We start from the raw sequence: 22,694 nt of genomic DNA, 5'->3' as shown, positions 1-22,694 counted from the left end.
GGCCACATGTCCATCGAAATCTCCGCGCGTTCGCGCGGCGCTACGCTGTCGGATGAGGAGCGCAAGGTCCTCACCGCAACGCTCGTCGGCACCACGATCGAATGGTACGACTTCTTCGTCTACGCCCAGGCCGCTGGCCTCGTGTTCGGCGCGCTGTTCTTCGCGCCGATGAACGCCAACAACCCGCTGCTGGCGCAGATCGTCTCGTTCGCGACGCTCGGCCTCTCATTCCTGTTCCGTCCGCTCGGGGCCATCGTCTGCGGCCATCTCGGCGACCGCTTCGGCCGCAAGAACATGCTGGTCGTCACGCTGCTGTTGATGGGGGCTGCGACCGCGCTGGTCGGCCTGCTGCCGACGTATGCCCAAATCGGCGCCTGGGCGCCGGCGCTCCTCATTCTTCTGCGCATCCTGCAGGGCTTCTCGGCCGGCGGCGAGTGGGGCGGCGCGGCGCTGATGTCGGTGGAGTCGGCACCCGTCGACAAGCGCAGCTTCTTCGGCTCGTTCCCGCAGGTCGGCACCCCACTCGGCATGATCCTGGCGACCGGCGTGCTGTGGGTGCTGACCACGATTCTCGGCAAGCAAGCGATGATCGAATGGGGCTGGCGGATTCCGTTCCTGCTGTCGATCCTGCTGATCGTCGTCGGCATCGTGATCCGCCGCACGGTTGAAGAGTCTCCGGTGTTCAAGGCGATGCAACGGCGGCACAAGGAATCCTCCGCGCCGCTCAGGGAGCTGATGCGCAATCACAGCAAGGAAATTTTGCGCACCGCGTTGATCTTCATGGCCAACAATGCGGCCGGTTACATCCTGATCGCGTTCATCATCAGCTACGGCGCCAACACGCTGAAGATGCCGTCCGAGCAGCTGCTCTTGATCGGCACGCTCGCGGCCGTGAGCTGGTTCATCTTCACGCTGCTCGGCGGCATCCTCGGCGACAAGATTGGTCGCGTGCGCTGCTTCCAGATCGGCTACACCCTGATGGTGCTGTGGGCGGTGCCGATGTGGTTTCTGATCGACAGCAAGAATCTGTTGCTGTTCTTCATCAGCGCCGTCGGCCTCACCATCGCGCTCGGTTTGTCCTATGGCCCGCAGGCCGCGCTCTATGCCGAGCTGTTTCCGGCCAAGGTGCGCTATTCCGGCGTCTCGATCGGCTACGCGCTCGGCGCCATCTTCGGCGGCGCCTTCGCGCCGATGATCGCGCAATGGATCATCGGCGCCTACGGCGAGTCCTGGCGTGTCGGCGTCTACATCGCGGTGCTGTCGCTGATCTCGCTGATCACGGTGTCGACGATCAGGGATCCGCAGGGCGTCGATCTGAACGTGAAGGATGCGGGCGGATAGCTCTGTAGGGCGACTAGCCTTCGGCTAATCCACCCGGCGCAGCGGAGCTAACCGCCGAGCATCGCCTTCAGCTTCTTGACCGCGCTGTCGGGCGTCGTCAGCACCTCGCGGCCGGTGACGGCGGCGACGCGCTCGGCGGCCGGTGCCATGCTGTACTGCGCGAGCGCGATCAGATCGCAGTCGCGCAAATCCTTGGCTGCCTCGACCACGATACGGTCATGCTCGGCGCGGTCGCCGCGATCGAGCGCCGCCAGCGCGCCCTCGGCGAGCTTCGGCACCAGCGTGACCGAGGATGGGAATTCAGGCGGCATCGACACCAGCGTGGGCGGGAAGGTCGAGAGCAGGCCGATCCGTTGTCCCTTCGCCACCGTCTGCTCGATCATGGCCTCGTTCGGCTTCAGCACCGGCATCGGCGCATGCGCGCGCGCCACCGCCTCGATGCAGGGGCCGAACGCCGAGCAGGTGAAGAGAATGCCGTCGGCGCCGGTGCTGGCAGCATAGCTGCCCACGGTCAGAAAGCGCTCGGTCATCCGCTCGGTGAGCTTGCCGTCGCGCGCGAGGTCGGCCGACAGGCTGTCGTCGAGCAGGTTCATCAGCCGCGCTTCCGGCCAATGCTTTGCGAACGATGCCTCGATCGGCACGATCGAGTGTTTCAGGGCGTGAATGAGCGTGATGCGCATGGTGTGTTATCGCCTCTTCTTCCTCCCTCTCCCCGCCCTTCGCGGGGAGAGGGCAGGGGTGAGGGGCTCTATCATCGCAGCAGGTGAGGGTGGAATATGCGGAGGCTCCCCCTCACCCGGATTGCTTCGCAATCCGACCTCTCCCCGCAAGCGGGGCGAGGTGATCCGTCACTTAAATGGGATCGCGTACATCAGGCCGCCCTTGCTCCAGGTGCCGTTGAGGCCGCGCTCGAGCTTCAGGGGGCTCGCCTTGCCGACATTACGCTCGAAGATCTCGCCGTAATTGCCGCCGGCCTTGATCGCCCCAACCAGCCATTTGTTGTCGAGGCCGAGCCGCGAGCCGAGATCGCCGGATGCGCCGAGCAGGCGCTGGATCGCCGGGACCTGTGACTTCGTCATCTCGTCGACATTGGCCTGCGTGACGCCGAGCTCTTCGGCTTCAACGAGGCCATAGTGCAGCCAGGTGATGATGTCGCTCCAGACCTCGTCGCCGTTGCGGGTGAACGGGCCGAGCGGCTCCTTGCTGATGGTCTGCGGCAGCACGACGTAGTCGTCGGCCTTCGGCGCTGCGGTTGCGACCGCGCCGGCGAGCGCGGAAGCATCCTGGGTCATGGCATCGCAGCGGCCGCCGAAGAAGGTCTGGTACATGGTGTCGGGGCGGTCGAACACCAGCGGCTTCCAGTCGATGCCGTTGGCGCGGCCGTAGTCGCCGAGCGTCACCTCATGCGTGGTGCCCTGCGCGACGCAGACCGTGGCGCCCTTGAGATCCTTCAGCTCCTTCACGCCGAGGTCCTTCTTCACCACGAAACCCTGGCCGTCGTAGAAATTGACCGGGCCCTGGCGCAGGCCGAGCGTGGTGCCGCGCAGGTAAGTCTGCGTCGAGTTGCGGTAGAGCACGTCGATCTCGCCCGACTGCAGCGCGGTGAAGCGGTTCTGCGCCGTCAACGCGACGTAACGCACCTTGTTGGCATCGCCGAGGATGCCGGCGGCAAGCGCGCGGCAATAGTCGACATCGAGGCCCTTGAAATTGCCTTGCGAGTCCGGCGCCGAGAAGCCGGCAAACCCGGTCGAGACGCCGCACACCAGCGTGCCGCGCTGCTTGACGGTGTCGAGCGTCGCTGCGCTTGCGCCAGCGATGCTGGCGGCAAGAACGGTTGCAGTGATCAATACCCTGTACATTCTGTCCTCCTCCTAATGACCAACATCCTTCAACGCGCTGTCTACCGCAGCGCCGAGCCTTTCGACGATCATGTCGATGTCGCCGGAAGTTGCGATATAGGGCGGGGCGAGCAGCACATGGTCGCCGCGCTGGCCGTCGGCGGTGCCGCCCGACGGATAGCAGCCGAGGCCGCCGGCAAAGGCTGCGGACTTGATCCGCTGATGCAGCTTCAGCTTGGGATCGAACGGCTGCCGCGTACCGCGGTCTGCGACCAGCTCGATCCCCCAGAACAGCCCGCGGCCCCTGATGTCGCCGACATGGCGGTGATTGCCGAAGCGTTCGACGAGCCGCTGCTCGAGCTGGCGGCCGCGTTCCTTGACCCGTTCGAGCAGCTTCTCCTCGCTGATCACCTTCTGCACCTCGAGCGCGGCGGCGCAGGCGAGCGGATGCGCGAGATAGGTGTGGCCGTGCTGGAACGCGCCGGAGCCGTTGCGCACGGTGTCGACGATGCTGCCGCTCGCGAGCATCGCGCCGATCGGCTGATAGCCGCCGCCGAGCCCCTTGGCGACCGCCTGGATGTCGGGCGAGATGCCTTCCTGCTCCCACGCATGCAGCGTGCCGGTGCGGCCCATGCCGCACATCACCTCGTCGAGGATCAGCAGCGCGCCGTGACGGTTGCAGATCTCGCGCACCGCCTTGAAGTAGCCTTCCGGTGCCGGCACGCAGCCGGCGGTGGCGCCGACCACGGGTTCGGCGATGAAGGCGGCGACGTTCTCGGGGCCGAGCCGCTGGAATTCGGCCTCGAGCTCGGCGGCAAGCCGCGCCACAAAGGCCGCCTCGGATTCATCGTCGCGCTTCTCGTGATAGGCAAAGGCCGGGGTGACGTGGCTGAACGAGGGCGACAGCAGCGGCGCATAGGGCTCGCGGCGCCAGGCATTGCCGCCGGCCGACAGCGCGCCGAGCGTGTTGCCGTGATAGCTCTGGCGGCGCGCGATGAAGCGGGCGCGCTTCGGCTCGCCGCGCTCGATGAAATATTGCCGCGCCAGCTTGATCGAGGCCTCGATCGCCTCCGAGCCGCCGCTGACGAAATAGACATAGCCGAGGCCGCCGGGCTCGTGGCCGACCAGCCGCTCGGCGAGCTCTTCCGCCGGCTCGGAGGAGAAGAAGCCGGTATGCGCATAGGCAATCTTGGACGCTTGCCTCGCGATCGCGGCAAGGATGCGCGGATGCTGATGGCCGAGGCAGGACACCGCGGCGCCGCCGGAGGAATCGAGAATGCGGTGGCCATCTTCCGCGATCAGCCAGACACCGTCGCCGCCGATCGCCTTGGGCGGGGTTTCGCGCAGGCTGCGATGCATCACGCGGCTCTTGTTGGCGGCCATGATACTTATCCTTTCTCGACAAAATATTGCGACATCTCGGCAAGCCGGCCCTCGGTCTCCTCCAGCTTGCGTTTTGCGCTCGCGCCGCCCAGCGTGAAGGCAACGGCGGCGAGCGACTGGGCGACCGCGATCGCGCCGGTCAGGCTCGGGAAGAAGCCGGGCGAGGAGGCGGCCTCGAACAGCAGCAGATGATCGGCTCCCTCGGCCATCGGCGCTGTGATCGTGTCGGCGATCGCGATCAGCGTGGCGCGCGCCTGATGCGCCGCACGTGCGGTCTCGACGCTGACCAGGGTGTAGGGCGCAAAACCGATCACCACCACGGCGTCGCCTGAACGGAAGGCGCCGTGGTCGAGATCGAACGGACCGGAACCGCCGACCAGCTGCACGGCGTCGGGGCGGAACAGGCGAAGCTGATACGTCAAAAGTTCCGCAACGCTGCGGCAGCTGCGAAAGCCCGTGATCCAGATCCTGTCAGCGGCGTGCAGCGCACGCGCGGCGTCAGCGATCGCGCTCGCGGAAATCCGGGTAAGCCCCGCGGCTTCCGCCTCCAGCTTGTCGTGCACCAGTTTGACATCGGCATTCGGCCCGGCGCGGCGGCTTCTGGCGCGACCGGAGAACGGCGAGCCCTGCGCCGGCCGTCGCGCCTCGGTGAGAGCGGCGCGCAATTCGTCCCAGCCGGAATAGCCGAGGGCCTTGGCAAGACGGGTGAAGGAGGCTGGATCGGCGCCGGCGACCGCGGCAAGTTCGCGCATCGAGCGCGTGGTGGCGTCGTAATCATTGGCTGCGACAAACCGACCGACTTCCTGCAACCGCATTGGCAGCGACGGCAATGCGCTGCACAATTCGTTGAGGGGCGATGGTTTCGGCTGAGCCTGGGCCATGAAACATATGTTGCACGAATATCAATTTGGTGCAACATATGAAGTGCGCAGCCCCGAATACGCTCTTGCGCATGGCAGAAGATCGCTTCTCAGAGGATCCTGTGCTGTGACGACGTCGACGCCGCAACGCCCCGCCCGGGCTCCAAGTCGCTCCTGGCGGCTTTCGCTCAGCGATCCCCGCGTCGCCGGCCTGTTCTGGCAGGTCCTGGTGGTCGCCATCGCGGTCGCCATCGTCGCGTGGCTGTGGTCGAACGCGGTCCATAATCTCTCGGTGCGGCGCATCTCGACCGGCTTCGCCTTCCTCGGCCGCGAAGCCGGCATGCCGATCGCGGACTCCTGGATCGACTACACGCCGAAGAACACTTACCTGCGCGCCTTCATCGTCGGCATCGTCAACACGCTGCGCGTCGCCGTGATCGGCATCGTGCTGGCGACCGTGATCGGCACGCTGGTCGGCATTGCGCGGCTGTCGTCGAACTGGCTCCTGGCGCGGCTCGCCGCCGTCTATGTCGAAGTGCTGCGCGACCTGCCGCTGCTGCTGCAGCTTCTGTTCTGGTACGTGCTGATGCAGGGCCTGCCGGCGGCGCGCCAGGCCTGGAAGCCGGTCGAGGGCGTCTATCTCTCCAATCGCGGCCTGATCCTGCCGTCGGTCCCGCTGCATGAAGCCAATTGGTGGACCATCCTGGCGCTGGTCGCGGGCGTGTTCGTCTTCCATGTCGTCAGGCGCCGCCTGATCGCGCAGCAGATGCTCGACGGCCGCGCGCGGCCGGCCTGGCCTTACGCGCTCGGGCTCGTCGTCGCGCTGCCTGCGCTGGTGTCGTGGTTTGTGGGCGCGAGCTGGAGCATCGCGCTGCCGGAGCTGCGCGGCTTCAACTTCGTCGGCGGGCTGACCCTGGCGCCGGAATACTTTGCGCTGCTGATCGCGCTCGTCACCTATACGTCGGCGTTCATCGCCGAGATCGTGCGCAGCGGCATCCAGGCGGTGCCGCGCGGCCAGTCGGATGCCGCCAAGGCGCTTGGGCTCAAGCGCAGCTTCGTGCTGCAACACATCGTGCTGCCGCAGGCGCTGCGCGTCATCATCCCGCCGATGACCAGCCAGTATCTGAACCTGACCAAGAATTCCTCGCTCGCGGTCGCGGTCGGCTACCAGGACATCGTCTCAATCGCCAACACCACGCTGAACCAGACCGGGCAGGCGATCGAGTCGATCGCGCTGATCATGATGGTGTTCCTCACCATCAGCCTCGGCATCAGCCTGTTCATGAACTGGTACAATGCGCGGATCGCGCTGGTGGAGCGCTGACATGAGCTCGGTCGCGCACCTTCCGCAGGATCCGTTGCCGATCGGCCCGCGCCCGGCGCCACGGGCGCTCGGCGGACATCTCACAGCGTGGCTGCGCGCCAACCTGTTCGCCTCGATCCCGTCCGGCATCATGACCTTGCTGCTGCTGTTCGTGCTCGGCAAGGCCTGTATCGGTCTCTGGCAGTGGGGCATCGCGAACGCCGTCTGGATCGTCTCCGGCAATGACAGCAGCGCCTGCCGCGCGCTGCGCGGCATCGGCGCCTGCTGGGCCGTCGTTCCCGAGAAGTACCGCTTCATCCTGTTCGGCACCTATCCGTTCGACGAGCAGTGGCGGCCGGCGCTCGTAGTCGTGATCTTCATCGCGCTGTTCGCGGTCTCGAGCCGCCGCAGCTTCTGGCGCAAGGAGCTGTTCCTGCTGTGGGCCGCGGCCCTGGTCGTGATCGGTTGCTTGATGTGGGGCGGCTTCCTTGGCCTCAGCTTCGTCACGCAGGACCGCTGGGGCGGGCTGCCGGTGACGCTGATCCTGGCGACCTTCGGGCTCGCGTTCGGCTTTCCGCTCGGCATCCTGGTCGCGCTCGGCCGCCGCTCGAAATTGCCGGCGATCCGCTCGCTCTGCGTGCTCTATGTCGAATTGATCCGCGGCGTGCCGCTGATCAGCCTGCTGTTCATGGCGAGTGTGATGTTCCCGCTGTTCATGCCCGACGGCGTCAACATTGACAAACTGCTGCGCGCGCAGATTGCCTTCATCCTCTATGCCGGCGCCTACCTTGCGGAAGTCGTGCGCGGCGGCCTGCAGGCGGTGCCGCGCGGACAATATGAGGCCGCCGATGCGCTCGGGCTGTCCTACTGGGAGAAGAACGCGCTGATCGTGTTGCCGCAGGCGATCCGCCACGTCATCCCGCCGCTGGTCAACACCTTCATCGCCTTCTTCAAGGATACCAGCCTGGTCCTGATCATCGGCATCTTCGACCTCCTGACCACCGCCAAGACCGCGATCGTCGATCCGGCCTGGCAGTCCTTCAGCGTCGAGGTCTATGTCTTCGTCGGCGTGATCTACTTCATCTTCTGCTTTGCGATGTCGCGCTACAGCCGCGGCCTCGAGGCGCAGCGCGGAACGAACTGAGCGATCCGGGCTCGCCGTCGCTTGCGTCGTTCACATGCTGCATCTTCGATGTCAGCCTGTTCGCATCCGCAGCTTCCTGCTTTGATTTTTGCAACGGCCTGTTCCGACTTTAAGGATGCGACAACCAAGATTTGGCCGATGGCCGGCGCAGAGCGCGGCTGGCACAGAGTGCACTAGGCGCTGTTCCACCCGTAACTTATCTTCAAAGCCATTGGGATTCGCGAGCGCGCGATGACTGAAATCATTGTTTGCGCGGGCATTGTCCTGTTTGGACCGAGCGCCGCGCAATGGCTGCCGTTTCTTTTTCATACGAATGCATGGTGCCTGCCTGATAGGGCTTTTTTCTGATTTGTTGCACGCCAATGGCCGAAGACAACGTCGTCTATCCGGAGAACACCCGAAGCCAGGTCGACGATGCCCTGCAGGGGTTTTCGACTGATGAGCTTCGTGACCTCCTGACAGAGATCGAGCAGTTCTTGAGTCCTGAAGCCAAACCTCGCCGACCAGGACTGCGACTGGCGGGAGGCACCTACATCAATGAGTCCATCGCGCGCGCAAACACGGATCACTACCTGGATCTGTTCAGGCGCTCGGACGTTCCAACCAGCACGAGACCAATTCCCAACAGCCGGTCGCTTGAGGAAGAAGACAGGCTCGTTCGCCGGAGCGAGCAGCTTGAGTTTGCCGAAGGCAAGGCCGCAACATGCCGGGCCTGGGCAGATCGCCAACGGCGTCTGACGGAATCGTTTGCCCCCGGATCGGTTGATCGCGAGCAGGCCGAACAGCTGCTCGTCAATTTCGAGGTGCTTGCACAGGTCATCGAGGGATTCTGTCGCCGGATGCGCCTCAGGGTGAACCATCGCCCGCTTTAAGGGCAGGACCGCCTCGGCTGACGGGCAATACCGGTCGAAACGCCCGGCAGCGAACGCGCGGCCCGACACAAGTCCTGAATCCGTCGCTGGCGCCTCCACAGAATGAATGCCCCAGGCAACCGGAGGCTTGCCAAGCCGGCTCCATCCTATTTATGATCATAAAATGGATAAATCGGCTCTTCCGTCCCTGGACCCGTCGCGGCGCGCCGCGATCAAGCGCAAGCGCTCGGACGCGGTCGCCGACCTGATCCGCAGCCACATCTTCCAGGCCGGGTTGCAGCCCAACGACCGGCTGCCGCAGGAGGTTGAGCTGATCGAGATGTTCGGCTGCAGCCGCTCGACCATCCGGGAGGCGCTCAAATCGCTGGAAGTGCAGGGGCTGGTGCAGAACACGACAGGTCCCGGCGGCGGCGCGCGGGTGGCGACGGTGTCGATCAACCGGATCGTCGGCCTGCTCAGCAACTACTTCTATTTCCAGTGGATCTCTACCGCGCAGATCTATCAGATCCGCCGCCTGATCGAGCCGGAGCTCGCCTTCAGCGTGGTCGGCCACCTCACGGCAGCGCATTTCGCGGCACTCGACAAGGCGATCGCGGTTCAGGAGCATCATCCCGGCGGCATCGCGGACTGGGAGCACCACCGCCACGCCGAGATCGACTTCCACGACATCCTGATCGAGGCCTGTCCGAATCCGTTGCTCGGCCTGGTCGCCCGCTTCGTCAACGAGGCGATCCGCCATTTGATCGGCAAGCTCGGCGTGCAGGAATTCGCATCCAGCTTCACCTGCGAGAACATCGAATTTCACAAGCGCCTGATGGCCGCGTTCCGCTCCGGCAATGCGGCGCGTGCCCGCCGAGTGATGCTCGATCATGTGCTGAGCGCCGAAGCCGTGGTCGTTCCCGCGGAAGACCGGCGCATGGATCTGCCGGTCTTTCACCAGCCGTTGCGGCTCGACTGAAGCGCAACGGCCGACTGTTGCATACGCTTTGGAGGAAACAACAATGGTCAAGCGGCGCGAGAATGAGTTGTGGAGCTGGTCGGCCGTCGATCTGGCGCGCGCGATCGCGACGCGCGCGATCTCGAGCCGGGACGCCGTGCAGTCCAGTCTCTACAGGATCGCGCAGGTCAATCCGGCGTTGAACGCCATTGTCGAGGTGCTGGCCGATGAGGCGCTGGCCGCGGCGGACACCGCGGATGCCGCGGTGAAATCTGGCGCAGAGCTCGGCGCGCTGCACGGCGTGCCGGTCACCATCAAGGTCAATGTCGATCAGCGCGGCCATGCCACCACCAACGGCGTCGTCGCCTTCCGCGATGTCATCGCCGCCGAGGACAGCCCGGTGGTCGCGAACTTCCGCAAGGCGGGCGCGGTTATCGTCGGCCGCACCAACACGCCGGCCTTCTCGCACCGCTGGTTCACCAACAACGATCTGCACGGCGCGACCTACAATCCCTGGAGCCGGCACTTGACGCCGGGCGGCTCCAGCGGCGGCGCCGCATCGGCCGTCGCCTCCGGCATGGGCGCGATCGCGCATGGCAATGATTTCGGCGGCTCGATCCGCTATCCCGCCTATGCCTGCGGCGTCGCCGGCCTGCGTCCGACCCCGGGACGCATTCCGTCATTCAATCCATCGGCAACCAGCGATCGTCCGATCACCGCGCAGATGATGTCGGTGCAGGGGCCGCTCGCCCGCTCGGTCGCCGATCTGCGCACCGGCCTCGCCGCGATGGCGCAGGCGGATGCGCGCGATGGCACGTGGATGCCGGTGCCCTTGCAGGGCGCGCCACTCAAGCGTCCGATCGGCGTTGCGATCGCGGCGACGCCGTTCGGCGACGAGGCACCGGAGGTCAGCGCAGCGGTGCGCGCCGCCGGCCGCTGGCTCGCGGACGCCGGCTTTGCCGTGGAGGAGACCACGCCGCCGCGGCTCGCAGAGGCCGCCGATCTCTGGCATCGCCTCGTCATCAATGAGGAGCGCCGCGTGCTGGCGCCGATGATCCGCAAATTCGGCGACGACCGCAGCCGCTATAATCTCGACTGCCATGTCGCCTATGCGCCCGAGCTCGATGGCGATCAGGTGCTGGCCTGCTTCGAGCGGCGGCTTTCGATCGTGCGGGCCTGGCAGCTGTTCCAGGAGCGCTGCCCGGTCATCATCCTGCCGGTTTCGGCGCAACTGCCGTTCCGCTTCGATCAGGATCAGGAAGACGCAACAGTGGTGCGTGCGCTGCTCGACGCGCAGCGGCCGCTGCTCGCGGTGCCCGCGCTCGGCTTTCCGTCGGTCGTGGTGCCGACGGGGACTGCCGGCGGCGTGCCGGTCGGCGTGCAGGTGATCGCCGGCCGCTTCCGCGAGGACGTCTGTCTCGCCGTCGCCGAGGTGATCGAGGCGCGGGCCTCGACGCTGACGCCGATCGATCCGCGCGACTGAAGGCACGCGGTTTTCGAAACCAACAACAAGCACTGAGCATCATGGGAGAGTACAAAGTGACGACTACACCGATCTGGCAATGGTCCGCCGTCGAGACGGCGGCGGCGATCAGGAACAACCAAGTGACCTCGGAGCAGGTGGTTCGTGCCCATCTCGACCGCATGCAGGAAGCCAACCCGGCGCTCAACGCAGTCGTCGTCGATCTCGGCGCATCGGCGATGCAGGCCGCCAAGGCGGCGGACGAGGCGCTGGCAGCGAGCAAGGGGAAGGGCGGCACGGCGGGACCGCTGCACGGCGTGCCGGTCACGATCAAGATCAACATCGACGTCGAAGGCCAGGCCAATTCGAACGGCGTGGTTGCCTTCAAGGACAATATTGCGCCGGGCGACTCGCCGGTGACGGCCAATCTCAAGAGGGCTGGCGCCATCATCATCGGCCTGACCAACACGCCGGAATTCTCGCTGCGCGGCTTCACCGACAACCCGCTGCACGGCCTGACGCGCAATCCCTGGAATGCCGAGGTGACCTGCGGCGGATCATCGGGCGGCGCCGGCGCGTCGATCGCGGCCGGCATCGGCACCATCGCGCATGGCAACGACATCGGCGGCTCGCTGCGCTGGCCGGCGCATTGCAACGGCATCGTCACCATCAAGCCGACCCAGGGCCGGATTCCGGCGTTCAATCCCAGCGCAACGGCTGAACGGCCGCTGATGGCGCAGTTCATGTCGTCGCAGGGGCCGCTGGCGCGCCACGTCGCGGACGTGCGCCTTGGCCTCGAGGTGATGGCGCAGCGCGATCCGCGCGATCCCTGGTATGTGCCGGCGCCGCTGCAAGGGCCGAAGCCTGCCGCACCGGTCAAGGTCGCGCTGGCAAAGATCCCCGAGGACATGGTGACCGATCGCGGCGTGATCGCGCTTCAGCGCAAGGCGGCGGACTACCTGGCCGATGCCGGCTACGCGGTTAGCGAGGTCGAGGTGCCCGATCTCAACAAGGTCTGGCAGCTCTGGTGCGACCTGATCATGACCGAGACCCGCATCCTGCAGCAGGAGCAGATGCTGGCGACCTCCAGCGCCGACTTCCAGAAGACATTCCACGGCTTCATGGCGCTGGCCAATCCGCTGGACCAGGCCGGCTACATGAAGGCGATCGCCGAGCGTTCGCGCCACATCAGGAACTGGATGATGTTCCTCGAGCAGTATCCACTGGTGCTGATGCCGACCTCGGTGCGCAAGACGCCGGAGGTCAATGCCGATCTCGGCGGCGACCAGCGCGTGAAGGATTTGTTCTGGAACGATTTGCGCTTCATTTCGTCGATGAACGTGCTGGGGCTGCCGGCGGCCGTGGTGCCGGTCGGGCTGCACGAGGGCCTGCCGGTCGGCGTGCAGATCGTCGGCTCGCGCTACCGCGAGGACATGTGTCTCGATGCCGCCGAGGCGATCGAGCGCAAGGCCGGCATCCTGGCACGGCAGTTGTGGGAGCGGCGCTGAGGCGATCAGGCCGTTTCGGATTGTTCAATCGTATGACCCAAAGAGCGCCGCGGCGAATTCTCGCCGCGGCGTTCGCATGATGACGCGCGCGTGTCGGCACTTCGAGCTTGTTCCTTCTCCCGGAATTTGTGCGCGGATTCGCAGAGCGCCATTCCGGCTGCGGGGTTGCCCGCGGTCCCTGATTCCTTCAGGAGTTCGTCCGAACCATCCGAATCCCTGGGAACGAAATGTCCATCACGAAACGCTCGCATGTCCTGATCGCAATTGCCGCGCTGTGTCTCTGCTTCGCCGCCGGCGCAGCTCGCGCGGAGGATGGTGTCCTGCGCGTCGGCATCATCACCGACATGAGCGGGCAATATTCCGACGGCAATGGCCCGGGATCGGTGATCGCGGCGCAGATGGCCGCGGAGGAAATCGGCGGCACCGTCGCCGGACGCAAGATCGAGATCATCTCGGCCGATCACCAGAACAAGCCTGACGTCGCAACCGGCATCGTGCGCAACTGGATCGACAACAAGGGCGTCGACGTGATCGCCGAAGGCGTCAATTCCGCGGTGGCGCTCGCGATCCAGACCGTGACGCGCGAACGCAAGAAGCTGTTCCTGATCTCGGGCTCCGGCTCATCCGATCTCACCGGCAAGCAGTGCTCGCCGACCAGCGTGCAGTGGACCTACGACACCTATGCCTCCTCGAACGCCACGGCGAAGGCAGTGGTCGCGCGCGGCGGCGCGCCCTGGTTCTTCCTCACCGCGGATTATGCGTTCGGCCAGGCGCTGGAGCGCGACGCCAGCAAGGCCGTGACGTCGGCCGGCGGCAAGGTGCTGGGCGCGGTCCGTCATCCGTTCGACACCGCCGATTTCTCGTCCTTCCTGCTGCAGGCCCAATCCTCCGGAGCCAAGATCCTGGCGCTCGCCAATGCCGGCTCCGACTTCCGCAACGCGGTATCGCAGGCCGACGAGTTCAACATCCGCGCCAGCATGCAGCTCGTCGCGCTGCAGGTGACGCTCACCGACGTGCCGGCGCTTGGCCTCGCGCACGCGCACGACCTGCTGTTCACCGATTCCTTCTATTGGGATCGCACGCCGGAGACCCGCGTCTTCGCCCAGGAGTTCTTCAAGCGGCACGGCGCGATGCCGACCGCCTACCAGGCCGGCGTCAACTCGGCGCTGCGGCACTATTTCAAGGCGGTCGCCGCCACCAACTCGGTCGATTCCGAGACCGTGATCGCGCAGATGCGCAAGACCCCGGTCAATGATTTCTTCGCTCAGAACGGCGTGGTGCGCGAGGACGGCCGCATGGTGCACGACATGTATCTGATGCGCATCAAGAAGCCGGAAGAGTCCAGGGGCAAATGGGATCTCTACGAATATCTCGCGACGGTGCCGGGCGACCAGGCCTTCCGTCCGCTCGATGAAGGCGGCTGCCCCTACGTCGCCAAGGCGCATTAAGGGCGCGAGGCTCGACGCCGCGGAATGCCGTGAGGTGGCCCCCGGGTGAACTGACCGGTGAGCGCATCGTTCTTACAAATCGCTCGCTTGTCGCTGTGAAGAATTCGGAGGCCCAACGCTGTCATCGCCCGCTTGACCGGGCGATCCAGTACGCCGCGGCCTCTCGGCTCAAGCGCAGATGCCTCTGGAATACTGGATCACCCGCTTTCGCGGGTGATGACAGCGCGTTGTTTGACATCTCGAATTGAGGGTATCCTCCATCGCGAACCGTCATCGCGACCGCCGCATCCAGCATCAAGAGGCACCATGACCAGCACCATCGAGGCTCAAGACGGCGGCTACCGTTTCATGCCCGGCGTCAGTCAGTATTCCTGCGGCATTGGCGCGCTGCCCGGTTATGCCATCGAGCGGGTCAGATTCTCTGAACCGGTGTCGCTGAGCGCGGGTTTCGAACGGATTGCCGATATCATCAGGAACGCTGGCCGCCCGCTCACCGCATTCGGCGCCTGCGAACTGCGTTCACCGGCGCCGTTCACCGAGGAAGGATTCAGGGCCTTCAACGAGATCTACACCAAGACGCTGATCGCCTGGGGCGTGATGCGCGACGGCGTCAATCCGGTGGCGCGCAGCAATGTCTGTCCAAAACTCGATCCGCCCGCCGAGCCGAGCTTCCACGCCTTCTGCTACACGGTGCCGGCTGCGAAGGATGCACCTCGCAGCTTCGTCGTGGCCGGCAGCGGCGAGTCGGTCGAGGGCAAGGCCAATTATCGCGATCATACCATAGCGCCCGGCGATACCAGCCCCGCCGGCATCCTGGCCAAGGCGAAATTCGTGGCTGACGAGATGGAACGCCGGATGAGCGCGTTCGGCGGCTCCTGGCGGGACACCACCGCGGTGCAGCTCTACACCGTGCATGATGTCTATCCGGTGCTGGAAAGCGAGCTCGGCCGCCGCGGTGTGCTACACAACGGCCTGACCTGGCATTTCGACCGGCCGCCGGTGGTCGGGCTCGACTTCGAAATGGATTGCCGGCGCGTGCATCGCGAGCGCGTGGTGTGATGGTTCGGTCGCGTGATGCATCAAAAGCGCGTGTGGGTGCATGTGCACGCGCGTGCCCTTTCTTGACACGGGTCGCGTCAACCGTTTCCCTTCGCCATCGAAACCAGTGGCTGGGTGAACGCGGGTGCAGAACCAATCTGTGATCAGGCGGCGGGATTTGCTGGCGCTGATCGGGACCATCGCCGGTAGTTCGGCGATGTATCAGGCGATGACGAACCTCGGCTTCGCGTCCGAGTCGCCCTACAAGGGCCCGCTCAAGCTCACGGGCGACGTGAAGGGCGCTTCGGTGCTGATTCTCGGCGCCGGGCTTGCCGGCATGACTGCGGCGCTGGAACTGCGCAAAGCCGGCTACAAGGTCCAGATCCTCGAGTTCAACAATCGCGCAGGCGGCCGCAACTGGTCGATCCGCGGCGGTGACAGCTTTACCGAGCTCGGCGGCTTCAAGCAGACCTGCCAGTTCGAGCAGGGGCTCTATCTCAATCCCGGCCCGTGGCGGATTCCCTATCATCATCGGGCGCTGCTCGATTACTGCCGCCGGCTCAACGTGACACTGGAACCCTTCATCCAGCTCAACCACAATGCCTATGTGCACGCGACGCGTGCATTCGACGGCAAGCCGCAACGCTTTCGCAGCGTCAAGGCGGATTTCCAGGGCGGGGTGTCGGAGCTGCTGGCGAAAGTCAGCCAGCAGGGCAGGCTCGACGAGTTCGTCAGCAAGGAAGATCAGGAGATCCTGCTGCAGGCGCTGCGCGACTGGGGCGCGCTGGATCGCGATTACAAGTACAATGCCAATCTGCGTTCCGCCGACGTCCGCGGTTATGCGCGCGATCCCGGCGGCGGCTTGATGGGCGATCCGCTGCCCAGCGATCCGATCTCGCTGCAGGAGCTGTTGCGGTCGCGGATGTGGCGTTATGTGCAGAGCTTCGCGCACTACGATTTCCAGACCACCATGTTCCAGCCGGTCGGCGGCATGGACATGATCGGCAAGGCGTTCGCGCGCGAGGTCGGCGATCTCATCCGCTATAACGCCAAGGTGACGCAGATCCAGCAGAACGGCTCGGGCGTCACCGTGAGCTATGTCGACACCGCCGGTCCGTCCACGGTGCAGCAGGCGACTGCCGACTGGTGCATCTGCACCATCCCGCTGCCGATCCTGAGCCAGCTGCCCGTCGACGTCGGCGGGCCGATGAAGAATGCGATCGATTCCTTGCCCTACGCCGCCTCGGTGAAGGTCGGGCTGCAGTTCAAGCGGCGGTTCTGGGAAGAGGACGAGGCGATCTATGGCGGCATCAGCTACACCGATCTGCCGATCCGGAACATCGGCTATCCGAACTATGGCTTCAACCGCGGCGGCCGCGGCGTGCTGCTCGGCGCGTACCTGTATGAGGGCGCCAATTCCTTCGAGTTCACCGCGATGACGCCGGCCGAACGGGTCGCCAGTGCGGTCGAGTTCGGCGCCAAGATTCATCCGCAGTACAAGAGCGAGTTCGAGAACGGCGTCGCGGTGGCGTGGCATCGGGTGCCGTTCACGCTCGGCTGTGCCGGTGAATGGACCGAGGCCGGGCGGGCGCAGCACTACCGCAATCTCTGCCAGATCGACGGCCGCATCGCGCTGGCCGGCGAGCACGCCTCGCAGCTGCCGGCCTGGCAGGAGGGCGCGATCCTGTCGGCGCTCGATGCCATTACCCGATTGCACGAACGTGTGGTGAAGACGTGATGATGCGGACAGGGACATCTGTGATCGCGGCGCTGGCGCTGCTCTCGGCGACCGCGGCGCTCGGGCAGGATAGCGCGGCGGGCAAGCGCACCTTCTCCTCGGGCTATCGTTTCGTGGAGATGACCGGCGAGGAACTGTTTGCCAATGTCTGCCAGGGCTGCCACATGCCGGATGCGACGGGCGCGAGCGGCGCCGGCACCTATCCCTCGCTCGCCAGCAACAAGAATCTCGAATCCGGCAGCTATCCGATCTTCCTCGTCGTCAATGGCCGGCGCGGCATGCCGGCGTTCGGCGACATGATGACCGATGGTCAGGTCGCCGCGGTTGTGAATTATCTGCGAACGCACTTCGGCAACACCTATCAGGACGCGGTGACGACCAAGGATGTGCAGGACGCCCGCCGCTAACCATTTGGAGAGAGTTTGATGAAGTTCATCGGTATCGTGCTGGGCGCCGCGCTGTCGGCGATGGCGACCGCGGCCTCGGCTGACGTGGTCAGGCATCCGATTCCCAACTCGACCTTCCCGATCGCGCAGGCCGTCACCGTCACCGGCAACACCACGACGGTCTATGTCAGCGGCCAAGTGCCGCCGGTCGTCAACAAGGATGCCGATCCGTCGAGCCCGCAGGCCTATGGCGACACCAAGACCCAGACCGTCGGCGTGCTGGGCCGCATCAAGGCCATTCTGGAAGGCCAGGGGCTTGGCATGGGCGACGTCGTCAAGATGCAGGTGTTCCTGGTGCACAACACGGCTGCGCCGATGGACTTCAAGGCCTTCATGGAGGGCTACACCCAGTTCTTCGGCGGCAGCCAGCCGAACCTGCCGGCGCGCTCGGTAGTCGGCGTCGCCGCACTCGCCAATCCAGGCTTCCTGGTCGAGATCGAGGTGATCGCGGTCAAGGATGCGAAATAAGGACGCCACATAAGGACTCCAAATAGCGTGCGCGAAAGCGCGGAGCATGCGCGCGGAAATTGAAGGGCTCGCCGTCTTGCCAAAGCGCGTGCCGCCTGTCTGAATTCGCGCCCGAGATGGTGGAATTCTGGGAGAGCACGATGTCGCACAAGGCCCGAAACATGGTTCGATCGCTGCAGCTCGCGGCCGCGATCGCGCCGCTCCTGCTCGCGTCCGGCGCCGGCGCGCAGGGACTGACCGAGCAGCAGCAATTCGCCCGCGGCATCTACCAGGAGCTGGTCGAGATCAACACGACCACCGCGACCGGCGATACCCAGAAGGCGGCGGAGGCGATGGGCGCGCGGCTCCGCGCGGCGGGCTTCCCCGAGGCCGACGTGCACGTGTTCTCGCCGGCGCCGCACAAGGGCAATCTGGTGGCGCGGCTGCACGGCTCCGGCGCGCGCAAGCCGATCCTGCTGGTCGCCCATATCGACGTCGTCCCTGCGCTTCGCGAGGACTGGACAGTCGATCCGTTCAAGCTCACCGAGCAGGACGGCTACTTCTACGGCCGCGGCTCCGGCGACGACAAATACATGGCGTCGGCCTTCATCACCAATCTGATCCGCTACAAGAAGGAGGGCTACAAGCCCGACCGCGATATCATCGTCGCGCTCGAGACCGACGAGGAGATCCTCGATGCCAATGCTCTCGGCATACAGTGGCTGATCAAGAACCACCGCGACCTGATCGACGCCGAGTTCGCACTGAACGAAGGCGGCGGCGTCGGCCTGAAGAACGGCAAGGCGATCCGCAACAGCGTGCAGACCAGCGAGAAGGTCTCGATCGGCTACCAGCTCACGGTGAAGGATCGCGGCGGCCACTCGTCGCTACCGCGCAAGGACAATGCGATCTACCGGCTCGCAGAGGGCCTGGTGCGGCTCTCCAAATACGACTTCCCGATGAATCTCAACGAGACGACGCGGATCTATTTCACCAAGACCGCCGAGGTCGACAAGTCGCATGCCGACGACATCAAGGCCATTCTCGCGCCGCAGCCGGACCCGGCGGCGCTGGCGCGATTGTCGGAAAATCCCGGCTACAACGCGCAGCTCCGCACCACCTGCGTCGCGACCATGCTCGAGGGCGGCCACGCCATCAACGCGCTGCCGCAGCTGGCAACCGCCAAGGTGAATTGCCGGATCCTGCCCGGTGAGCCGGTCGAAGGTGTTCAGGCGACGATCGAGCGGGTGCTCGCCGACAAGCAGATCGAGGTGACCCCGACCGGCAAGGCCGTGTTGAGCCCGCCGTCGCCCTTGAACGAGGAGATCATGGGATCGGTCGAGAAGCTGTCGAAGGAGTTCTGGCCGGATGCCGAAATCGTCCCCGTGATGAGCACCGGTGCCACCGACGGCAGCTATCTGCGCAATGCCGGGATTCCGACCTATGGCCATTCCGGGCTGGGATCGGACGTCGATGACAACCGGGCTCACGGCAAGGACGAGCGCGTGCTAGTAAAGTCCTTCTACGAAGGCGAGGAGTATCTCTATCGCCTGGTCAAGATGCTCGCCGGCGGGAAATGATGGCTGACGGAAAGACAAACGCACGGGTTGCGGTCGCCGGCCTCGGCGCGATCGGCACCGAAATCGTCAAGGCACTCGATCAAGGCATCGAGGGCCTGACGCTGGTTGCGGTGTCGGCGAACAGTCCGGACAAGCACCGCAGCTGGGTCGAAAGTCTCAAGTCGGCGCCAAGGCTGGTGCCGATCGATGCGCTGGCTGATGTTGCCGACATCGTGGTCGAGTGCGCGCCGAGCAAGGTGGTGCGCGCGATCGTGGCGCCGGTGGTCGAGCGCGGCAAGACCGCGGTTGTGCTCAGCGTCGGCGCGCTGTTGCAGAACGAGGACCTGGTCGATCTCGCCAAAGCCCATGGCGGCCAGATCATCGTGCCGACCGGCGCGCTGATCGGCCTCGATGCGGTGACCGCGGCGGCGATCGGGACCATCCATTCGGCGAAGCTGGTGACGCGGAAGCCGGTCGCGGGCCTCGTCGGCGCGCCGCATCTGGTCGAGAACGACATCCGGATCGAAGGCATCACCGAACCGCTGCGCGTCTTCGAAGGCAGCGCGCGCGACGCCGCAAAGGGCTTTCCGGCCAATCTCAACGTCGCGGTGGCGTTGTCGCTCGCCGGCATCGGCCCCGATCGCACGCGGGTCGAGATCTGGGCGGATCCGACGGTGACGCGCAACACCCACCGCATCGAGGTCGATTCCGACTCGGCGCGGTTCTCGATGATGATCGAGAACATCCCCTCGGAGAATCCGAAGACCGGCCGCATCACGGCGCTGTCGGTGATCGCCTGCCTGCGCAAGCTGCGCGCGTCCTTGCGGATCGGCACCTGATGAAGATCGAGCCCGACGACGTCTTGCTGATCATCGACGTGCAGAACGATTTCTGCCCCGGTGGCGCGCTGGCGGTGGCCGGCGGCGATGCCGTCGTGCCCGTGGTCAACCGGCTCGCGGCGGGCTTCGACCATGTCGTGCTGACCCAGGACTGGCACCCGGCGGGCCACAGCTCGTTTGCCACCTCGCATCCGGGCGCGGCGCCGTTTTCCGCGATCGCCATGCCCTATGGCGAGCAGACGCTGTGGCCGGATCACTGCATCCAGGGCACCGCCGGCGCCGCGTTTCATCCCGAGCTTGCGACCGAGCGGGCTGAGCTCGTGATCCGCAAGGGGTTCCGGGCCGCGATCGATTCCTATTCGGCGTTCTTCGAGAACGACCGCACCACGCCGACCGGGCTCGCCGGCTATCTGCGCGAGCGCGGCCTCAAGCGTGTCGTGATGGCCGGGCTCGCGACGGATTTTTGCGTGCAGTATTCGGCGCTCGATGCACGGCGGCTCGGGTTCGAGACCACGGTCGTGCTGGCGGGCTGCCGTGCCATCGATCTCGGCGGCTCGCTTGCGTCTGCCACCGCGGCGATGCTTGAAGCCGGTGTCACGCTGGTCGAGGAGATTGCCTGAACCCGGCCGAGCAGGGGGGCAAAAACCATTGTTTTGACTGGCCTTTTGTTCTAATCCCCAGCCGTTGATGATCACGCAGCGGAGCTTTCGTGTCGGGACAGGTTTTGCGGATAGGGACGCGCAAGAGCGCGATGGCGCTGGCGCAGACGGACGAGGTCGCGCGGCTGCTGCGCGCCTCGGCGGACGACCTTGCCGTCGACATCGTCAAGTTCGAGACCCGCGGCGACCAGGACCAAACCAGCAAGCTGTTGCGCCACGGCGGCAAGGGCGGCGCCTTCGTCGCCGAGATTCGCGAAGCCATGCGCGCCGGAGCGCTGCAGGCCGCGATGCATTCGCTGAAGGACGTGCCGGGCAATGAGGAGACGCCGGGTCTCGTCCTCGCCGCGATGCTGCCGCGCGATGCCGCCAATGACAGCCTCGTGCTGCGGCCGGGCCTATCGCTGGAGACGCTGCGCGCCGCGCGCGGCAAGGGCTTCATGATCGGCACCAACGCGGTGCGCCGCGCCGCCTATCTGCGCCGGCTGTTTCCGGAGGCGACCGTGATCCACTATCGCGGCGCCGCCGACACGCGAGTTGCAAAACTCGATCGCGGCGACAAGCAGCGGCTGCCCGATGGCGGCGAGGTCGGTCCCGCGGATGCGCTGGTGATGGCGCGCTCCGGCCTCGAGCGCATCGGCATGACCGCGCGCATCTCCCACGATTTCTCGGTCGACGAGATGCTGCCGGCGGTCGGCCAGGGTATCGTCGCGGTGGAATGCGTCGAGACCGACTGGGCGACGCGGGCCCGGCTTGCCGGCATCGACAACGCGCCGTCGCGGCTTGCCGCCGAGGCCGAGCGCGAGGTGCTGTGGGTGCTCAACGGCCATTGCAATTCGCCGATCGCCGGCCACGCCACGCTCGCCGGAGGCGAGCTGACGCTGCGCGCCTCGGTGCTCGACGAGGCCGGTGCCGGCTTCATCGAGGTGACGCGGCGCGGACCGGCGGACCGGCCGCGCGAACTTGGCCGCGCGGTCGGGATGGAGCTGCTCGCGAAGGGCGCTGCCGAGATCATCGACCGCACGCGGGTGGACGAGTAGTGCCGCGCCGCGGCCGCCGCGATCGGTGCTTCAGGCGATGTCGGCGAAATCGCCGTGCCGGCCCTTTCCGGCTGCGAAGCGGCGCGCGCCGGCCTCGGTCTCGCCGCTCGCAACCGTCGCAAGCCCGAGGCGAAACTCGTTCAGCGTGGCCTGCTCCCAGCCGAGCTCCCATTGCTCGATCGCGGAGAGCCGGTCGCTGCGCAATGCCGCCTGCGGCAAGCGGCACAGATCACGGGCGAGGCTGCGCGCCTCGGCGAGCGCCGTACCGGGTTCGACCACGCGGTTGGCGAGTCCAATCCGCCCGGCCTCTTCACCGGAGACGCCGCGTCCGGTGAGGATCATGTCCATCGCGCGGCTGTGCCCGATCAGCCGCGGCAGGCGCACGGTGCCGAGGTCCATCAACGGCACGCCGAAGCGCCGGCAATAGACCCCGAAGGTGGCATCGGTTGCGGCGACCCGGAGATCGCACCAGATCGCTAGCTCGAGCCCGCCCGCCACGGCCGGTCCCTCGACCGCGGCGATCACCGGCTTCGACAGCTTCATCCGCGTCGGGCCCATCGGCCCATCGCCGTTCTCGACACGGTGGCCGCGATGCCCGGCCGCGGTGCGCTTGAGGTCGAAGCCGGCACAGAATGCGCCGCCCGCACCGGTCAGGATCGCTACCGACAGCGACGGATCGCGGTCGAAGGCGCGGAACGCCTGCGCCAGCCCCTGGGCGGTCTCCGGATTGACCGCGTTGCGCGCCTCGTCATAGCGATCGATGGTCACGATCGCGACGGCCTGCTCGGTGCGGTATTTGACGGTCGGATGGTCCAGCATGTTTAGTCCTCAGCTG

The 22,694-nt window shown here is 65.9% G+C and carries 21 protein-coding genes; 16 read left to right on the top strand and 5 right to left on the bottom strand.

What is annotated here, in order from left to right; translation table 11 throughout:
* The first annotated feature begins 6 nt into the window (after positions 1 to 6).
* A complete protein-coding gene (locus XH92_RS33925; protein ID WP_194456028.1) occupies positions 7 to 1,341 on the top strand; it encodes an MFS transporter in 1,335 nt (444 codons plus the stop codon).
* Positions 1,342 to 1,388: 47 nt separating this feature from the next.
* Here XH92_RS33925 and XH92_RS33920 read toward each other — a convergent pair whose 3' ends face one another.
* The 4 genes from XH92_RS33920 to XH92_RS33905 all read right to left on the bottom strand — a co-directional run bounded on the left by XH92_RS33920 (position 1,389) and on the right by XH92_RS33905 (position 5,443).
* Positions 1,389 to 2,021: an aspartate/glutamate racemase family protein gene (locus tag XH92_RS33920; RefSeq protein WP_194456027.1), complete on the bottom strand. Its 633-nt coding sequence runs from the start codon at positions 2,019 to 2,021 to the stop codon at positions 1,389 to 1,391.
* Positions 2,022 to 2,189: 168 nt separating this feature from the next.
* Positions 2,190 to 3,200, bottom strand: a complete 1,011-nt coding sequence (locus XH92_RS33915) for an amino acid ABC transporter substrate-binding protein (RefSeq protein ID WP_194456026.1) — start codon at positions 3,198 to 3,200, stop codon at positions 2,190 to 2,192.
* Between the two features lie 12 nt (positions 3,201 to 3,212).
* Entirely contained in the window at positions 3,213 to 4,562 is a 1,350-nt protein-coding gene (locus XH92_RS33910; RefSeq protein ID WP_194456025.1) for an aspartate aminotransferase family protein, read from the bottom strand.
* Positions 4,563 to 4,567: 5 nt separating this feature from the next.
* Positions 4,568 to 5,443 (bottom strand): MurR/RpiR family transcriptional regulator, encoded by an 876-nt coding sequence (locus tag XH92_RS33905; RefSeq protein ID WP_194456024.1) that lies wholly within the window; start codon positions 5,441 to 5,443, stop codon positions 4,568 to 4,570.
* Between the two features lie 106 nt (positions 5,444 to 5,549).
* Here XH92_RS33905 and XH92_RS33900 point away from each other — a divergent pair, with 106 nt between their 5' ends.
* The 15 genes from XH92_RS33900 to hemC all read left to right on the top strand — a co-directional run bounded on the left by XH92_RS33900 (position 5,550) and on the right by hemC (position 21,859).
* The gene (locus tag XH92_RS33900; RefSeq protein ID WP_194456023.1) at positions 5,550 to 6,746 is read left to right on the top strand and encodes an amino acid ABC transporter permease; all 1,197 of its coding nucleotides are present in this window, start codon (positions 5,550 to 5,552) and stop codon (positions 6,744 to 6,746) included.
* A 1-nt stretch (position 6,747) separates the two neighbouring features.
* Positions 6,748 to 7,869, top strand: coding sequence for an amino acid ABC transporter permease (locus XH92_RS33895; protein ID WP_194456022.1), 1,122 nt, complete (start codon positions 6,748 to 6,750; stop codon positions 7,867 to 7,869).
* 362 nt (positions 7,870 to 8,231) lie between these two features.
* A complete protein-coding gene (locus XH92_RS33890) occupies positions 8,232 to 8,741 on the top strand; it encodes a hypothetical protein (RefSeq protein WP_194456021.1) in 510 nt (169 codons plus the stop codon).
* Positions 8,742 to 8,904: 163 nt separating this feature from the next.
* Complete coding sequence (locus tag XH92_RS33885; protein WP_194456020.1) at positions 8,905 to 9,699, top strand: FadR/GntR family transcriptional regulator; 795 nt, start codon at positions 8,905 to 8,907, stop codon at positions 9,697 to 9,699.
* Positions 9,700 to 9,742: 43 nt separating this feature from the next.
* Complete coding sequence (locus tag XH92_RS33880; RefSeq protein WP_194456019.1) at positions 9,743 to 11,161, top strand: amidase family protein; 1,419 nt, start codon at positions 9,743 to 9,745, stop codon at positions 11,159 to 11,161.
* Positions 11,162 to 11,202: 41 nt separating this feature from the next.
* Entirely contained in the window at positions 11,203 to 12,648 is a 1,446-nt protein-coding gene (locus XH92_RS33875; protein WP_194456018.1) for an amidase family protein, read from the top strand.
* Positions 12,649 to 12,875: 227 nt separating this feature from the next.
* On the top strand, positions 12,876 to 14,096 hold the full coding sequence (locus XH92_RS33870) for an ABC transporter substrate-binding protein (protein ID WP_194456017.1): 1,221 nt from the start codon (positions 12,876 to 12,878) through the stop codon (positions 14,094 to 14,096).
* 306 nt (positions 14,097 to 14,402) lie between these two features.
* Positions 14,403 to 15,155 carry a hypothetical protein gene (locus XH92_RS33865; RefSeq protein ID WP_194456016.1) on the top strand — a complete coding sequence of 251 codons (753 nt, stop codon included), beginning with the start codon at positions 14,403 to 14,405 and terminating at the stop codon, positions 15,153 to 15,155.
* Between the two features lie 124 nt (positions 15,156 to 15,279).
* A complete protein-coding gene (locus tag XH92_RS33860) occupies positions 15,280 to 16,872 on the top strand; it encodes a flavin monoamine oxidase family protein (protein ID WP_210345497.1) in 1,593 nt (530 codons plus the stop codon).
* Positions 16,873 to 16,874: 2 nt separating this feature from the next.
* Complete coding sequence (locus XH92_RS33855; RefSeq protein ID WP_210345496.1) at positions 16,875 to 17,279, top strand: cytochrome c; 405 nt, start codon at positions 16,875 to 16,877, stop codon at positions 17,277 to 17,279.
* Positions 17,280 to 17,297: 18 nt separating this feature from the next.
* Entirely contained in the window at positions 17,298 to 17,786 is a 489-nt protein-coding gene (locus XH92_RS33850) for a Rid family hydrolase (protein ID WP_210345495.1), read from the top strand.
* A 140-nt stretch (positions 17,787 to 17,926) separates the two neighbouring features.
* Complete coding sequence (locus tag XH92_RS33845) at positions 17,927 to 19,345, top strand: M20/M25/M40 family metallo-hydrolase (protein WP_194456013.1); 1,419 nt, start codon at positions 17,927 to 17,929, stop codon at positions 19,343 to 19,345.
* Entirely contained in the window at positions 19,345 to 20,163 is an 819-nt protein-coding gene (locus XH92_RS33840; protein ID WP_194456012.1) for an aspartate dehydrogenase, read from the top strand. Before XH92_RS33845 ends, XH92_RS33840 begins: the two co-directional genes overlap by 1 nt.
* Positions 20,163 to 20,783 (top strand): bifunctional nicotinamidase/pyrazinamidase, encoded by a 621-nt coding sequence (gene pncA / locus XH92_RS33835; RefSeq protein WP_194456011.1) that lies wholly within the window; start codon positions 20,163 to 20,165, stop codon positions 20,781 to 20,783. The genes XH92_RS33840 and pncA overlap by 1 nt, the downstream gene beginning before the upstream one ends.
* A 131-nt stretch (positions 20,784 to 20,914) precedes the next feature.
* Positions 20,915 to 21,859, top strand: a complete 945-nt coding sequence (gene hemC, locus XH92_RS33830; protein WP_246788607.1) for a hydroxymethylbilane synthase — start codon at positions 20,915 to 20,917, stop codon at positions 21,857 to 21,859.
* Positions 21,860 to 21,889: 30 nt separating this feature from the next.
* Here the strand turns inward: hemC and XH92_RS33825 are convergent, their stop codons facing one another.
* On the bottom strand, positions 21,890 to 22,678 hold the full coding sequence (locus XH92_RS33825) for a crotonase/enoyl-CoA hydratase family protein (protein ID WP_194456010.1): 789 nt from the start codon (positions 22,676 to 22,678) through the stop codon (positions 21,890 to 21,892).
* Positions 22,679 to 22,694 lie beyond the last annotated feature (16 nt).

Source organism: Bradyrhizobium sp. CCBAU 53421 (assembly GCF_015291625.1).
Classification (GTDB): domain Bacteria; phylum Pseudomonadota; class Alphaproteobacteria; order Rhizobiales; family Xanthobacteraceae; genus Bradyrhizobium.
The sequence above is the reverse complement of the archived record's forward strand: the minus strand, read 5'-3'. Positions and strand labels throughout refer to the sequence as shown.

What these genes read in the sequence shown, in the direction of transcription:
- XH92_RS33925 (WP_194456028.1), top strand. Translation starts at nt 7, where the DNA reads ATGTCCATCGAAATCTCCGCGCGTTCGCGCGGCGCTACGCTGTCGGAT.
- XH92_RS33920 (WP_194456027.1), bottom strand. Translation starts at nt 2,021, where the DNA reads ATGCGCATCACGCTCATTCACGCCCTGAAACACTCGATCGTGCCGATC.
- XH92_RS33915 (WP_194456026.1), bottom strand. Translation starts at nt 3,200, where the DNA reads ATGTACAGGGTATTGATCACTGCAACCGTTCTTGCCGCCAGCATCGCT.
- XH92_RS33910 (WP_194456025.1), bottom strand. Translation starts at nt 4,562, where the DNA reads ATGGCCGCCAACAAGAGCCGCGTGATGCATCGCAGCCTGCGCGAAACC.
- XH92_RS33905 (WP_194456024.1), bottom strand. Translation starts at nt 5,443, where the DNA reads ATGGCCCAGGCTCAGCCGAAACCATCGCCCCTCAACGAATTGTGCAGC.
- XH92_RS33895 (WP_194456022.1), top strand. Translation starts at nt 6,748, where the DNA reads ATGAGCTCGGTCGCGCACCTTCCGCAGGATCCGTTGCCGATCGGCCCG.
- XH92_RS33890 (WP_194456021.1), top strand. Translation starts at nt 8,232, where the DNA reads ATGGCCGAAGACAACGTCGTCTATCCGGAGAACACCCGAAGCCAGGTC.
- XH92_RS33885 (WP_194456020.1), top strand. Translation starts at nt 8,905, where the DNA reads ATGGATAAATCGGCTCTTCCGTCCCTGGACCCGTCGCGGCGCGCCGCG.
- XH92_RS33880 (WP_194456019.1), top strand. Translation starts at nt 9,743, where the DNA reads ATGGTCAAGCGGCGCGAGAATGAGTTGTGGAGCTGGTCGGCCGTCGAT.
- XH92_RS33875 (WP_194456018.1), top strand. Translation starts at nt 11,203, where the DNA reads ATGGGAGAGTACAAAGTGACGACTACACCGATCTGGCAATGGTCCGCC.
- XH92_RS33870 (WP_194456017.1), top strand. Translation starts at nt 12,876, where the DNA reads ATGTCCATCACGAAACGCTCGCATGTCCTGATCGCAATTGCCGCGCTG.
- XH92_RS33865 (WP_194456016.1), top strand. Translation starts at nt 14,403, where the DNA reads ATGACCAGCACCATCGAGGCTCAAGACGGCGGCTACCGTTTCATGCCC.
- XH92_RS33855 (WP_210345496.1), top strand. Translation starts at nt 16,875, where the DNA reads ATGCGGACAGGGACATCTGTGATCGCGGCGCTGGCGCTGCTCTCGGCG.
- XH92_RS33850 (WP_210345495.1), top strand. Translation starts at nt 17,298, where the DNA reads ATGAAGTTCATCGGTATCGTGCTGGGCGCCGCGCTGTCGGCGATGGCG.
- XH92_RS33845 (WP_194456013.1), top strand. Translation starts at nt 17,927, where the DNA reads ATGTCGCACAAGGCCCGAAACATGGTTCGATCGCTGCAGCTCGCGGCC.
- XH92_RS33840 (WP_194456012.1), top strand. Translation starts at nt 19,345, where the DNA reads ATGGCTGACGGAAAGACAAACGCACGGGTTGCGGTCGCCGGCCTCGGC.
- pncA (WP_194456011.1), top strand. Translation starts at nt 20,163, where the DNA reads ATGAAGATCGAGCCCGACGACGTCTTGCTGATCATCGACGTGCAGAAC.
- hemC (WP_246788607.1), top strand. Translation starts at nt 20,915, where the DNA reads ATGGCGCTGGCGCAGACGGACGAGGTCGCGCGGCTGCTGCGCGCCTCG.
- XH92_RS33825 (WP_194456010.1), bottom strand. Translation starts at nt 22,678, where the DNA reads ATGCTGGACCATCCGACCGTCAAATACCGCACCGAGCAGGCCGTCGCG.